General features: G+C 62.2%; 11 protein-coding genes and 1 pseudogene. 4 read left to right on the forward strand and 8 right to left on the reverse strand.

Going from position 1 to position 14,021, the window contains the following annotated elements; genetic code table 11:
* Positions 1 to 397 precede the first annotated feature (397 nt).
* Together Q427_RS33400 and Q427_RS35125 are read left to right on the forward strand one after the other, a co-directional pair.
* Positions 398 to 901: pseudogene (locus tag Q427_RS33400) on the forward strand (c-type cytochrome); the annotation flags it as partial.
* Between the two features lie 62 nt (positions 902 to 963).
* Positions 964 to 1,089, forward strand: a complete 126-nt coding sequence (locus tag Q427_RS35125) for a c-type cytochrome (protein WP_269321200.1) — start codon at positions 964 to 966, stop codon at positions 1,087 to 1,089.
* 79 nt (positions 1,090 to 1,168) lie between these two features.
* Here Q427_RS35125 and rep read toward each other — a convergent pair whose 3' ends face one another.
* The 4 genes from rep to pyrE form a co-directional block, all read right to left on the reverse strand.
* Positions 1,169 to 3,235, reverse strand: a complete 2,067-nt coding sequence (rep, locus tag Q427_RS05635; RefSeq protein WP_043511812.1) for a DNA helicase Rep — start codon at positions 3,233 to 3,235, stop codon at positions 1,169 to 1,171.
* A 2-nt stretch (positions 3,236 to 3,237) separates the two neighbouring features.
* Positions 3,238 to 3,720, reverse strand: a complete 483-nt coding sequence (gene trmL, locus Q427_RS05640; RefSeq protein ID WP_043511824.1) for a tRNA (uridine(34)/cytosine(34)/5-carboxymethylaminomethyluridine(34)-2'-O)-methyltransferase TrmL — start codon at positions 3,718 to 3,720, stop codon at positions 3,238 to 3,240.
* A 68-nt stretch (positions 3,721 to 3,788) separates the two neighbouring features.
* Positions 3,789 to 4,358, reverse strand: coding sequence for a YfaZ family outer membrane protein (locus Q427_RS05645; protein WP_043511815.1), 570 nt, complete (start codon positions 4,356 to 4,358; stop codon positions 3,789 to 3,791).
* A gap of 60 nt (positions 4,359 to 4,418) precedes the next feature.
* On the reverse strand, positions 4,419 to 5,090 hold the full coding sequence (pyrE, locus tag Q427_RS05650) for an orotate phosphoribosyltransferase (RefSeq protein WP_043511825.1): 672 nt from the start codon (positions 5,088 to 5,090) through the stop codon (positions 4,419 to 4,421).
* A 144-nt stretch (positions 5,091 to 5,234) separates the two neighbouring features.
* Here pyrE and Q427_RS05655 point away from each other — a divergent pair, with 144 nt between their 5' ends.
* The gene (locus Q427_RS05655) at positions 5,235 to 6,002 is read left to right on the forward strand and encodes an exodeoxyribonuclease III (RefSeq protein ID WP_043511816.1); all 768 of its coding nucleotides are present in this window, start codon (positions 5,235 to 5,237) and stop codon (positions 6,000 to 6,002) included.
* Between the two features lie 297 nt (positions 6,003 to 6,299).
* Here Q427_RS05655 and rph read toward each other — a convergent pair whose 3' ends face one another.
* On the reverse strand, positions 6,300 to 7,037 hold the full coding sequence (gene rph, locus Q427_RS05660) for a ribonuclease PH (RefSeq protein ID WP_043511820.1): 738 nt from the start codon (positions 7,035 to 7,037) through the stop codon (positions 6,300 to 6,302).
* A gap of 183 nt (positions 7,038 to 7,220) precedes the next feature.
* Here rph and Q427_RS05665 point away from each other — a divergent pair, with 183 nt between their 5' ends.
* A complete protein-coding gene (locus Q427_RS05665) occupies positions 7,221 to 8,102 on the forward strand; it encodes a YicC/YloC family endoribonuclease (RefSeq protein ID WP_043511822.1) in 882 nt (293 codons plus the stop codon).
* A 150-nt stretch (positions 8,103 to 8,252) separates the two neighbouring features.
* On the opposite strand, the gene Q427_RS05670 is transcribed toward Q427_RS05665, so the two are convergent.
* From Q427_RS05670 to Q427_RS05680, 3 genes are all read right to left on the reverse strand, one after another.
* Positions 8,253 to 9,425, reverse strand: a complete 1,173-nt coding sequence (locus Q427_RS05670; protein ID WP_231613447.1) for a DUF4236 domain-containing protein — start codon at positions 9,423 to 9,425, stop codon at positions 8,253 to 8,255.
* A gap of 493 nt (positions 9,426 to 9,918) precedes the next feature.
* Positions 9,919 to 10,962 (reverse strand): HD domain-containing phosphohydrolase, encoded by a 1,044-nt coding sequence (locus Q427_RS05675; protein ID WP_231613448.1) that lies wholly within the window; start codon positions 10,960 to 10,962, stop codon positions 9,919 to 9,921.
* Between the two features lie 33 nt (positions 10,963 to 10,995).
* A partial coding sequence (locus Q427_RS05680; protein WP_051496160.1) for a PAS domain-containing protein occupies positions 10,996 to 14,021 on the reverse strand: 3,026 nt, incomplete at its 5' end.

Here is a 14,021-nt window from a genome sequence, read left to right on the forward strand (position 1 = left end):
GGAAGCATGGCTCGCCTCTCATGCCAAAGTCATTGGCAACGGCGTTTTCCAGCGGTTTGGGTTATCGGTATACTACGCTGCATTGTGCGTTTCATGGTGTCCACAGCTGTCGTGCGCCGACGTCGCCACGCGCTGATAACGATTACAGGACCGTCGGGAGGTGGTGAGAGTGAAATCCAGCAAGTTGATCATGGGGTGTCTGGCCACCCTGGGCCTGACCGCGGGCGCCTCGTCCGTCCACGCCGAAGTGGATCGGGATGCCATTGCCGAGCGCCTGAAGCCGGTCGGCGACCTCTGCCTGCAGGGAGAGGATTGCGGTACCGCTGTGGCCCGTGAAGCGGAAGCAGATGCGCCCGCGAACGGTCTCGATGGCGGCGCCATCTACAACCAGGTGTGCATGGCCTGTCACGAGACCGGCGCCGCCGGCGCCCCGGTCCGCGGCGATGAGGACGGCTGGGCCGGCCGCATCGACAAGGGCTGGGACGAGCTGCTGGCCAACTCCATCAACGGCATCGGCGCCATGCCGGCCCGCGGCGGCAACCCTAACCTCTCCGACGAGGAAGTCGCCGCCTCCACCGCCTACCTGCTCGAACCGGTGATGGAAGTGCCGGACGTTGCCGAGGAAGCGGCTCCGGAAGAAGCGTCTGTCGAGGAAGAAGCGCCTGTCGAGGAAGAAGCACCCGCCGAGGACGCAGCAGCGGATGAAGAAGCCGTGACCGAAGAGGGGCCGGTGGAAGAGGAAGCCGAAGCTGCAGCAATAGCGGCCGAGGAAGCGGTCGAAGATGAGGCCGTGGAAGAAGCCGCTACCGATGAAGCGGCCGCCACCGACGACGAGCCGGCATGGGCCGGTATCGACGGCGAAGCCATCTACAACCAGGCCTGCATGGCATGCCACATGACCGGTGCCGCTGGCGCGCCGATTCGCGGCAATGAAGCCACTGGGCCGAGCGCATGGAGCAGGGCATGGATACCCTCTATGAACACTCCATCAACGGCATCGGTGCCATGCCGCCCAAGGGCGGACACATGGGTCTCTCCGACGACGAGGTGCGGGCCGCGACCGACTTCCTGGTCGAGCCGACCCGGTAACCCGCCAAGCGGGTCTGCACTACCCGACGGGGCGCCACTTGGCGCCCCGTTTTCTTTCGTGACCACTCACTCGGCCTGGTCAGCCCAACAACGAGCGCAGCCCGGCAATGGCGTCCTTGCCCCGCGCCTGCTTCTTCTCCGGGTCTTCCCGGTCGGGCTGGCCTTCCCACTCCAGGTCCTCCTGGGGCAACTCGTCGAGAAACCGGCTGGGCGCACAGTCCATCAGCTCGCCGAAGGCCTTGCGCTGCCGTGCCAGGGTCAGGGTCAGGGTGCGCCGTGCCCGGGTGATGCCCACATAGGCCAGGCGGCGCTCCTCCTCCACGGTGCCCGCCTCGATGGCGTTGCGGTGGGGCAGCAGCTCCTCCTCGAGCCCCATCAGATAAACATGGGGGAACTCCAGCCCCTTGGAGGCATGCATGGTCAGCAGCTGGACCCGGTCCGTGTCGTCCTCCTCGGCTTGCTGCTCGAGGATATCGCGCAGCACCAGCCGGGAGATGGCGGCTTCCACCGTGTCCGTCTCGGTTTCCTCGCTGGCGGTGCTCTCTTCCGGACTGATGTCTTCAGGATCGGTCCGCATCGACTTCTCGAGCTGGTCGATGAGGATCCAGACATTGCCCATGCGCTTCTCGGCGATGGTCGGTGCGCTGGCGTTCTGGTAGAGCCAGGCCTCGTAGTCCATCTCATGCAGCATGCCGCGGATGGCGGCGATCGCGTCCCCGCCGTCCATCCGACGACGCACGCCGTCGATGAAATGGGTGAAGCGCCCCAGGCGCTCCACGGCACGGGCCGGCAGCTGCTGCTCCAGGCCCAGCTCGTGGCAGGCGGCAAACAACGAGACGCCGCGTTCGGTGGCGTAGTTGGCCAGCTTCTCCAGGGTGCCGGGGCCTACCTCACGACGCGGCACGTTGACGATGCGCAGGAAGGCGTTGTCGTCGGCCGGATTGATCAGCAGCCGCAGGTAGGCCATGGTGTCCTTGATCTCGTTGCGCGAGAAGAAGGAGGTACCGCCGGAGAGCTTGTAGGGAATCTGGTAGTGCTGCAGCTTGAGCTCGAGCAGCCGCGCCTGGAAGTTGCCCCGATAGAGCACCGCGAAGTCGCGCCACTCGGCACGCTCCTTGATGCGCCGGGTGAGGATCTCGCTGGCCACCCGCTCGGACTCAGCTTCCTCGTGGCGGTTGACCACCACGCGAATCTGCGCCCCCTGGCCCATCTCCGACCACAGGGTCTTCTCGTAGACGTGGGGATTGTTGGCGATCAGGGTGTTGGCCGCGCGCAGGATGGTGCCGGTAGAGCGGTAGTTCTGCTCCAGCTTGATGACGTTGAGGCGTGGAAAATCCTCTCCCATGGTCACCAGGTTCTCCGGCCGGGCGCCACGCCAGGCGTAGATCGACTGGTCGTCGTCGCCCACCACGGTGAAGGTCTTGCGCTCGTCCATCAGCAGCTTGACCAGCAGGTACTGCGAGACATTGGTGTCCTGGTACTCGTCCACCAGCATGTAGTGGATCTTGCGACGCCAGCGGGCAAGCACGTCAGGGTTGTCACGCAGCAGCACCACCGGCAGCAGGATCAGGTCGTCAAAGTCCACGGCATTGTACGCCTTGAGGTGGCGCACGTAGGCTTCGTAGACCCTGGCGGCATACTGTTCGTTCTCCTCGGCGGCATGGGAAAGCGCCTGCCCGGGCAGGATCAGGTCGTTCTTCCACGCGGAAATCTGATGCTGGACCTGGTTGATCTGGTCGGCATCGACCTGGGCATCCTTGTTCATCAGGTCGCGCAGCAACGCCTTGGCATCCTCCGGGTCGAACAGGGAGAACCCAGGCTTGTAGCCCAGCGCCTTGAGTTCACCGCGAATGACGTTGAGCCCCAGGGTATGGAAGGTCGAAACCGTCAGGCCGTGACCCTCCTTGCCCTGGAGCATCGTACCCACGCGCTCCTTCATCTCCCGGGCGGCCTTGTTGGTGAAGGTCACCGCGGCGATGCGACGCGCACTCATGCCGCACTCCTGGATCAGGTAGGCGATCTTGGTGGTGATCACGCTGGTCTTGCCGGAGCCGGCCCCGGCCAGCACCAGGCAGGGGCCGTCGATGTAGCGCACCGCTTCCTGCTGGCGAGGGTTGAGCTTGGCCAGGCGCTGCTTGATCGACATGTTCACTCCCTGCCCGCGAGATCGAGAGCCCCCCGATAGCCCAGCTGACGCCAGGCCTCGAAGACGATCACCGCACAGGCGTTGGAAAGGTTGAGGCTGCGGCTGTCGGGCAGCATGGGGATACGCAGGCGTTGTGCCTCGGGCAGGGCATCAAGCATTGCCTGGGGCAGTCCCCGGGTTTCCGGGCCGAAGAGCAGGGCATCGCCCTCGCGGTAGGCGGGCTCATGATAGCCGGTACGACCCCGGGTCGAGACGGCAAAGACCCGCCGAGGCGCCACCGCGTCGAGAAAGGCCGGCCAGTCGCGATGTACCCGCACCGCGGCCCATTCATGGTAATCGAGCCCGGCCCGCCGCAGGCGCCGGTCGTCGAGCACGAAGCCCAGCGGCTCGATGAGATGCAACCGGAAGCCGGTATTGGCGCACAGCCGGATCAGGTTGCCGGTATTGGGCGGTATTTCAGGTTCGTACAGCACGACATCAAGCATGGCGACCTGCCAGTGAGAACGCATGCGGGCCCCCGCAGGGGCCCGCCGACACAGGGGAGTGGCCGGAGTCAGAAGCTCAGGCGCACGCCCACCTGTGCGCCCCGGTCCAGGGTGCGGGTGCCGCGGCCGTTGTCGAAGTCGGCCGCCGCCTGGCGCAGACCCAGGTAGCCATCCACGTTGGGAGTAAAGGCGTAGCGGGCCCGAACACCCACCTCGTAGCCATCGTCCAGGTCGCTGGTGGTCACCACGCTGGGCGTGTAGAAGCCGTAGCCACCCACCGAGACATCGGGCATCTGGGGCAGGAAGACATAGCCATAGCCACCCAGGCCCAGGCCACCGCCGTTGCCATGATCGGTATCGAAATGGGTCCAGCGAGCCCCCACGCCGATATCCCGGTCGCGATTACGCTGAACGCCGAGCAACTGGGCATGGTAGATCGTGGCATCGTCACGATAGTCGCTGTGGAGCACCCCGCCCCCCAGGACGACCCCGTGCGCCAGCCCGCCGTTGGCCTCGAACTGCACCGCATCCGGGCCCAGGTTCAAGTCGAGGCTACTGGAGGCAGCGTGCGCCCCGGTGGTTGCCAGTAGGGCGCCAGCGAGGGTCGCAAGGGCAAACTGTCTAGTGAGGGTCTTCATCGAATGCTCCTTATTTTGATCACCGCGTTTGGCTCAACGCGCCTCACGCTTTCCCGACATCTAATCGACAGCGACACCGTAGCGGTCGCGGTAGTCGCGGATGGCCTCGGCATGGCAGCGGAAGGCCTCACCGTCCTGCTCTTCCAGATAGGCCAGCACCATGTCCAGCGTCACGATGCTGATGACCGGCATGCCGTAACGCGCCTCGACTTCCTGAATGGCGCTCTGGCCGGCCCCTTCCCCCTCGTCCGCCCCGCGCTCCTGGCGATCCAGGGCGATCACCACACCCACCGCCTCGGCGCCAGCAGCATCGATCAGGGTCATGACCTCGCGGATGGCGGTGCCGGCGGTGATGACATCATCGATGATCAGGATACGCCCCGTCAGCTCGGCTCCCACGATATTACCACCCTCGCCATGATCCTTGGCCTCCTTGCGATTAAAGGCGAAGGGCAGGTCACGGTCATGATGATCGGCCAGGGCCACTGCGGTCGTGGCGGCCAGGGGAATACCCTTGTAGGCAGGGCCGAACAGCACGTCCACCGGCAGCTGGCTGGCCTCGATGGCACTGGCATAGAAGCGACCCAGTCGGGCCAGGGCGCGGCCGCTGCGAAACAGGCCGGCATTGAAGAAATAGGGGCTGACACGGCCCGACTTGAGCGTGAACTCACCGAACGTCAGGACGCCCTGTTCGATGGCAAATTCGATAAAATTTCGCTGGTAGGCTTGCATGCTGGCCGACACGGCGCTTCCCTCACTCTCTACAGGCCCGAAATACATTGAAATCTGCGCCCTATCACGATTATCACGGCGGGCCATTTACCCAAACGTCGAAACGTCGGGTATCATACACGCGCGACGTCAAAGGGACCATGTATGAAAATTGCCACCATCAATGTCAACGGTATCCGAGAAGCCGTCGGTCGGGGCTTCCTCGACTGGCTGGCCGAACAGGATGCCGATGTCATCTGCGTTCAGAACCTCAAGGCCAAGAGCTTCGAACTGGATGACAGTATTCTCTACCCGGAAGGCTACGAAGGCTACTTCCTGGATGCCGAGCAGGACGGCTTCTCCGGCGTGGGCATCTACTGCCGCAAGATTCCCAAGGCGATCATGTACGGGCTGGGCTTTCCCCAGTGCGACCATGAAGCCCGCTTCCTGCAGGCCGACTACGACCGCTTCAGCATCGTCAGCTTCCTGATGCCCGACGGGAGCGACTACGCCGCCAAGCAGGCCTTCATGGCGCAGTATCAGGAATACCTGTCGAAGATGGCTCGCAAGCGCCGCGAGTACATCATCTGCGGCACATGGCACATCGCCCACAAGACCATCGACCTGGAAAACTGGGCGGACAACCAGGCCACGCCCGGCTTCAAGCCCGAGGAGCGCGCCTGGATGGACCAGGTGTTCGGCCCCACCGGTTTCATCGACACCTTCCGCGAGATCAACCGCGACGCCGGCGAATATACCTGGTGGCCCAAGCTCGACCAGGACGAGCCGCGCTCACGCCAGGAAGGCTGGCGTATCGACTACCAGATCGTCGGCCCCAACCTGCGCCGTCATGTGACCGACGCCTGGATCGACTATGACGCCAAATTCAGCGAGTACGCCCCGCTGTTCGTGGAGTACGACCTGACGCTCTGAGCCCTGCCCTTCGTCGCCGTTCCGGCCTGCCCGGAAAGCATTGCGCCGGCCTATGAGGCCGGCGCAATGCTTTCGGGAAGCACTGATTTATTGCTGCGCTCGACGACCCACATGGATGTGGGAAGTGCGCTGGTTCGTCGGGAACGAACCTAGCCACGCTGGCCGCCGGCGGCGCCGGTGCGCCGGCCCGGTCGTCTCCTCATGTAGCAGGCTACACTCCGGGAGCTGCGCTCCGGCGGCGACCAGCCTCTCATCGCTCGCGACATAAATCAGCTTCCCCGTTTCTCCGAATTTGCTTTAGCCGGGAATGCCCAACGCTTCCTGCTGGTGGGCGAAGAGATCGGCGCCGGCCTGCTCGGCCAGGTCGAGCATGGCATTGAGTTCGGCCCGGGAGAAGGTGCCCGCCTCGGCGGTACCCTGCACCTCGATCAATCCCCCCGTCTGGGCCATCACCACGTTCATGTCGGTATCGGCGCCACTGTCCTCGGGGTAATCCAGATCGACCACCGGCACGCCCTTGACGATACCCACCGACACCGAGCTGACCAGCTGCACGAAGGGGTCGCCCTTGATCATCTTCTTGCGCTGCAGGTAGCGGATCGCATCGATCAGCGCGACGCAGCCACCGGTGATCGAGGCGGTGCGGGTGCCGCCATCGGCCTGGATGACATCGCAATCCACGGTGATGGTGAATTCGCCCAGCTTCTTCAGGTTCACCGCCGCACGCAGCGAACGGCCGATCAGGCGTTGGATCTCCAGAGTGCGGCCACCCTGCTTGCCCCGCGCGGCCTCTCGTCCGCCGCGAGTGTGGGTGGCACGCGGCAGCATGCCGTACTCGGCGGTCACCCACCCCTGCCCCTTGCCGCGCAACCAGCGCGGAACGCCGGCCTCCACGCTGGCGTTGCACAGCACCTTGGTGTCGCCGAACTCCACCAGCACGGAACCCTCGGCATGGCGCGTGTAGTCGCGGGTGAGCCGGATCTCGCGAGGCTGGTCGGGCCGTCGTCCACTGGAGCGCTTGAGGTCGGAAGCCATGTTACCTCTCAATACATAGGGGGTTGGGTATGACGTCGGTTGCCGCCTCTGCCACCGGCAGCCGACCGGCGTCGGAAAAGCGGCCATTCTACACGGTCGGCGCGCCGAATCGGGTACACTCCTTGCCAGACATTTCACCCGCTGCGGCCAAAGGGCCACAGCTCGCTGTATCGGGGAGTCGCTATGGCTGACAACAGCAACAGAGTTCACAGCATGACCGCTTTCGCCCGCCAGAGCCGGGAAGGCGAGTGGGGCAGCCTGCAGTTGGAGCTGCGCTCGGTGAATCAGCGCTACCTGGAGCCCCATTTCCGGCTTCCCGAAGCCCTGCGCGACCTGGAGCCCGCCTTTCGCGAGACGCTGCGTACCCGGCTGGCCCGGGGCAAGGTGGAGTGCAACCTGCGCTTCGAGCCGACCAGCGTCAGCGAAACCCTGGCGGTCAACCGCTCGCGCCTCGATGCCCTGGCCAGCGCCCTCGGCGAGGTGCGTGAGGTCCTGCCCGAAGCGCCCATGCCTGACGCCTTGGCGCTGCTCGACCACCCCGGCGTGCTCGAATCCCAGGGTATCGATCTTGATGTGGTGAAAGCCGAGGCCGCGTCACTGTTCGAGGCGACCTTGGGCGAGCTGATCGAAGCGCGGGCCCGGGAGGGCGAGAAACTCGCCACCCTGATCCGCGACCGCCTGACAGGCGTGCGCGAACAGGTGGCCGAGGTACGCCGGCTGATGCCGGAGATACTCCAGCGCCAGCGTACCCAGCTGCTGGAGCGCCTCGAGTCGGTCAAGGCCGAACTCGACCCCCAGCGCCTCGAGGCCGAGCTGGTCCTGCTGGCCCAGAAGGCTGACGTGGACGAGGAACTCGACCGACTGGCGACCCACGTCACCGAAGTGGAGCGCCAGCTGGGCCAGAAAGGCCCCGTAGGACGCCGACTCGACTTCCTGATGCAGGAGCTCAACCGCGAAGCCAATACCCTGTCGTCGAAGTCCGTGGTCGCCAACACCACTCGCTGCGCGGTGGAACTGAAAGTGCTGATCGAACAGATGCGCGAACAGATCCAGAACATCGAGTGATGTCCAGGGTCATTTACGCGAATTGTCGGGCTCCGGATGATCAGCACACAGAGTGGCGGCTCAGAGCGCTCGGCCCTTGAGACCACCGACCCTATATGAGCTTGAACGGCTCGATATCGCGGAAGATCCCGGTCTTGGTCATGTCGCGCCTTAGGATGAAGGCTCCATGGCCGCTACCGGGTCGACTTGCTGTAGCTGGTCGAAGTGGATCTTGCTCCACTGCTCACGGGTGACCTTGACGCTGTAGAGATATTGATCTCGCTCGCCACCTGTCGCGGACTCGGTGATCGGGCGGTAGCCGGAGACTCGGGCTTCCTGCACGGTGGGCAAGCGGGCAAAGATTGCACCCAGCACCCGGAAGGCGATCCCGTGCACGTGGTCGCGATAGAGTTTGCGCTGCCGGGTGGCACTCAGCCTTTTCGGCGTGAGCTTCAGCCGCTTAGCGGGCATGCTCCACTCGCGGTCGGGCATTTCCTCCTCGGCCGGTAACTCGATATCCACGGCGATCGTGCGCTCGTCGGAGCCAAGATCAAAATCAATCACCGTCTCTCGCGGCCACTCGATCTCTTCCAGCCGCTCGCGCAGGGTCTGCTCCATGGCATCCAGGTCACCCCAGACGCCCTCCTCTTCCCGCTGCTGACGCACGAACTCAGCGGCGTCGTGTTCCGTCTTGCGCCACTCCCACTGGCGATAGTGCTCGTCGAATGTCGCTTGGCGCTGATGGTTCTCCTGCTCGACCCGGCGCCTGGCCGGTGGCCAGAGCCGATGCCACCAGGCAAGGGTGATGAGTACCGGTGGTGAAGGAGGCGATTCCTCAAAACCCTGGGGCGCATAGCCGTTGTCATCGGGGTGAGGCGTCTGCTCATGCAGCGTCCCCAACCGCACAAGATCGTCGTTCAACCGCAGGCAGTGCGCCTCCAGCTGCTCCCGGAGCGAGTCTTCCGCATGACGGCGCAACACCCGCGCTTCAGCATCGCTCATCCGGAGGCCATCAGCGTGGAAGTAATCGACCTGACCGTTGTCGCGAACCTCCAAGTACACCGGCAAGGAAGCGCCTTCGGCCAGCAGCGCCTCCAGGACTGACGCGGCACTGCTGCCTGCTGATGTCGGCGAGGCAGCACCCTGACGATCAGCATCCTTGTTGTTGAGCTTCTGGCGGTAAGCCAGCCCGGTGCCGGGAAGGCCGGCATGACCCTGTACCCCACGGGGGCCGACGCTGAGGCCAGCCCCACGCGGTCCCACTGACAGGCCAAGGCCACGCTTGCTGAGGTTCAGCCGCAGTCCCGGCGCGAGGGTGATGCGTCGTTGAAATCGAAAGGCCATAAGCCCTCCCTGGATAAGGTCTCGAACACGATACCAAAAAAAGAGCACTCCCCTGCCATTTGAGCAGGGGCACATTATGCTCAGTTGCTGCTGGTAGCGAACGTCCGCATCCCCTGGCCATAGCGCTTGGTCTCGAACTTGCACAGGTAAGAAGCTTGAAAGAAGGCCCGCTGAAAGCTCTCCGCATCATCCCGGCCAATCCAGTACACCGGATTCTGCGAGACATGGCTCCATGGTTCCAGGGGGTTTCCAAGGCAAACCAAGCGCGCTGTACCAGATGCAGGAGATGCGCCTGCAGCAGTACTGGTGGGTCAGTTCTGATAGCCATTGACAGCAACATGACTAGCCAGAGTAATTTTCGTTCTATCGATTTTGGGGCCGTCCACCTGGGTCAAACGATGGAAGCGCTCCTTGGCCGGCGTATCCAGGATCGCTTGTGCGCACAGCACCTTCAGGCGTTGTGGTTCATTGTCGGAAATTCACGGCGCTTGCATCATTCTTCTCTGGGTTCCGCGAAATGCGCGCGAATGGCCACGATTTCGGGCAGCGTGTGCAGAAACACCTCCACCAGAGCCGGGTCAAAATGTTTACCGCTGTTTTCCTTGATCAGCTCCACCGCTGCCTCCACCGTCCAGGCCTGTTTGTAGGGACGCACCGAGGTCAGGGCATCGAACACGTCTGCCAGGGCGGCAATACGTCCGGCCATGGGGATCGCCTCAACACTCAGGCCATTGGGATAGCCGCTGCCGTCCCACTTTTCATGGTGGGTGAGCGCAATCTCGCGCGCCATGCGCATCAAGGTGGAGTCGTCGCCTTCAAGCAGCTTGGCACCGATGGGGGCATGGGTCTTCATGATCTCCCATTCATGCGGCTCGAACTTGCCCGGCTTTTGCAGGATGGCATCGGGGATGCCAATCTTGCCGATATCGTGCATAGGGCTGGCGTTTAGGATCAGATCACACTGCTCATCGTCCCAACCGATCCCCCTGGCCAGCAGGGCGCAGATATGGCTCATACGCAGGATATGGTTACCGGTTTCCTCGTCCCGGTACTCCGCCGCCATGCCGAGACGCTGTACCACCTGCAGACGGGTGGCGTGCAGCTCTTCGGTTCGCTGGCGCACCATCTCCTCCAACACATCTTTCTGGTTGTGCAGCATGCGGTGGGCCAACTGGGCATCAAGCAGGTTGCGTACCCGCATCAGTAGCTCGTTGCGATCAAACGGCTTACTGACGAAGTCCCGCGCGCCTCCTGCCAGGGCGCGCAGCAAGTAGTCTTTGCTCTGCAGCGCAGTGAGGATCAAGATTGGCGGTAACAAAGGGTCTTTCAGCTCGACTAGTTGCTCCATCACCTGATAACCGTCCAAATGCGGCATATTGATATCCAGCAGGATCAGATCTGGGCGTTGCTGTTCGTAGCTGGGCAAAACCTCGCGTGGGTCCTGGATCAAAACGCAATCCTGATACCCCTGCCCAGACAGCATCTTGTCCAGCAGCTTCAGATTGGCAGGCTCATCATCCACAATGAGAATGCGCACATGGCTACGCCCTGATGAATGGTGCATCATCTTCTATGCCTTTGGATTGCTTTTCTGGCCAAGCCAGTGATGGATGCTGTCGAGAAAACTAGCCACTTTAATGGGCTTAGTAATGTAATCAGAAAAACCGGCAGACATGCCCCGCACAATATCCCGAGGGATGGCATTGGCGGTAACGGCCAGCACCGGGATCTCATTGAGTTCGGCATCCTGCTTGAGGATCTGCAACACTTGATAGCCGTCCATACCGGGCATATTGATATCCAGCAGAATCAGTGCCGGTTTGTGTGTCCGGGCCAGCTCCAGCCCCAACTCGGGCAGGTGCGCGGTGAGCAGGTGGATACGGGACAGCCGACCGAGAAGGCTGGCGACCAGCTTCAGGTTGGCCGGGTTGTCCTCAATATATAACACCAGGTGTTGCTGGTCGGTTGGGATGAGCCTGATTTCACCCTCCTCCTCATCATGCTGTGCGGATGTACCGACCTTCTCGCCCCGGGATTCCAGTGGCAACTCCAGCCAGAAGGTACTGCCCACTCCCACTTCGCTCTGCACATCGACGCTGCCGCCCATCATTTCCATGATACGGCGGGTAATGGTGAGACCAATACCCGTACCCTCCACCGCACTGCCCTCGGCATTCAGGCGGTTGAATGGCTGGAACAGACTATCCAGTTGCTCACGGGACATTCCCTTGCCTGTGTCGCTCACCAGAATGCGCAGCCGATCCTGCTCATGAATGAAGAGGCTTAGCTTGATCTGGCCGCCTTCGCGGTTGTATTTGACTGCATTGGAGAGCAGGTTGAGCAAAACTTGCTTGAGCCGGGTGCGATCGGCACGCACCCACGACTGTTCCAGCCCGCTGTGTTGAATACGGATCTCGCGCTTTTGTGCCAAAGGTTGGATCAGGGAGAGGCACTCTTCCACTACGGGACAGACTTCCACTGGCTCCAGCAACAGTTCGAGCTGTCCCGATTCCACCTTGGACAAATCTAGTACTTCGTTGATCAACTCCAGCAGGTGATGGCCGGCCTTGATAATCTCATGCACATTGTCCTGCTGATCTGCATCCAGTGCGTCATCGTATTCGAGTATCTGGGCAAAACCGAGTATGGCATTCATCGGCGTGCGCAGCTCATGGCTCATGCTGGAGAGGAAGGACGATTTAGCCTGGTTGGCGCGCTCAGCCTCCTCCTTGGCATTGGCAAGCTGCTGCTGACGCCGCAACTCGCTGGTGTAATCACTCATGATGATAAACAGGTACTGCGGGTGTCCATCGGTTCCGGCAATCGAGCCTACATTGGCGATACTGACAAGCTCAGTGCCATCCTTGCGCTTAAGGGGCAAGAGCCCCGTCCAAGTCTCACCCTTTGACACGGCGCCCATGATGGCCTCGGGTGCCCATTGCATGACCTCTTCGGGCAAGAACTGGGTAAAGTGCCTACCCTGGCACTCCGCCGGCTGGCAGCCCAGCAGGTGATCATGCGCCGGATTACTGTAGAGCAAGAAGCCCTCGGCATCGGCCACCCCAATCCCCTGCTCGGTGGTATCAAACACTCGGCGGAAGATCAGCAAGCTCTGCTCGGCTTGTTTAAGCGCCGTTACGTCCTGCACAGTGCCCTGTAATCTCAGTACCTGACCCTTGGTATCGAGCTCGGCGGAGGCCAACTCATGCACGTAGCGAATATCACCATTGGGGCGCACAATCCGATGCACCACATCATGCAGACCACCCTCGCGAGCCCGTTGCTCGCTCTGCTCAACCAGTTCGGTATCTTCTGGGTGTATGGCCTGCTGGAACAACTCTACACTTGGTATCACCTCACCCGGTACGTAGCCGAAGATTTCATAAATCACATCGGACCAGTATAGTTCGCCACTTACCAGATCGGCCGTCCAGTTGCCCAGCTGCGCTAGTTGCTGCGCCCGGTACAACTGCTGTTCACGCTCCATCACGGCCAGCTCGGCGCGCTTGCGATCATCGATATCCTGCACCACGCCGATCATGGTCAGGGGGTTGCCTTCGGCATTGCGCGTCACCGCGCCGCGCTCCAGCAGCCAGCGCACCGTGCCATCGGGCCACATCACGCGGTGTTCGATATCGTAGGGCGCATCGCTTTCCACACAGGCTGCCACGGCATCGATCACCGCCTGGCGGTCGTCCGGATGCACTGCGGCCAGAAAATTTTCGTAGCAGGTTTCCAGATCCCCAGCTGGATAGCCAAATAGCGGTGCGATGCGCTCGGTCCAGAACAGCTCACCAGTGACAATATTCCACTCCCAGGTGCCGATGTTTGCATATAGCTGGCCACGGCGCAGGCGTTCCTTTGCGCCCTCGGCAGCTCGTTCGGCACTCAGCCGCTCGGTGATGTCGTGAAAACTCCACACCCGACCAACCGATTTCCCGTCGCGCCGTAAGGGCTTGGCGTGACGCTCAAAGACGCGGCCGTCGAGCAGCCCGATCAGGTCGTCGGATTCTTCCGTCGACTGGTACAGGGCCGTTACCTTTTGCATGAATGCCTGCGGGTCCAACAGTTGGGTTAGCGCATGGGCCAGGAGCTGCTCATCGTCACCCTCACTGACCAAGTGCTCGGGCAGGTTCCACATCTGGCGGAACTGCCGGTTCATGAACAGAACCTGTCCATCAGCCGCCACCGCCAGGATACCGTCCTTGGTCGACTCCAGGGTGGCGTTGAGCCGGTCGGCGCTGGCGGCCAAGGCCTGTTCGGTCGCCTTGACATGACTGATATCGGTCCGAATAGAGACATACTGATAAGGTTTACCTGTCTCGTCGAGAAAGGGGATGATGGTCGATTCCACCCAGTAAAAGCTGCCATCCTTGCGCCGGTTGCAGAGCTCGCCAAACCACGGCTGGCCAGAGACGATGGTGGTCCATATCTCCTGATAGTAGCTATCCGGATGTTGTCCGGATTTGAGTATGCGGTGGTTTTTACCCAGCAATTCCGTCCGTGAATAGCCGCTGATATCGCAAAACAGATCGTTGACATAGGTTATGATGCCGGCACGGTCGGCGACACTAACGATGGCGTGTTGATTGAGCG

Source organism: Halomonas sp. BC04 (assembly GCF_000568385.1).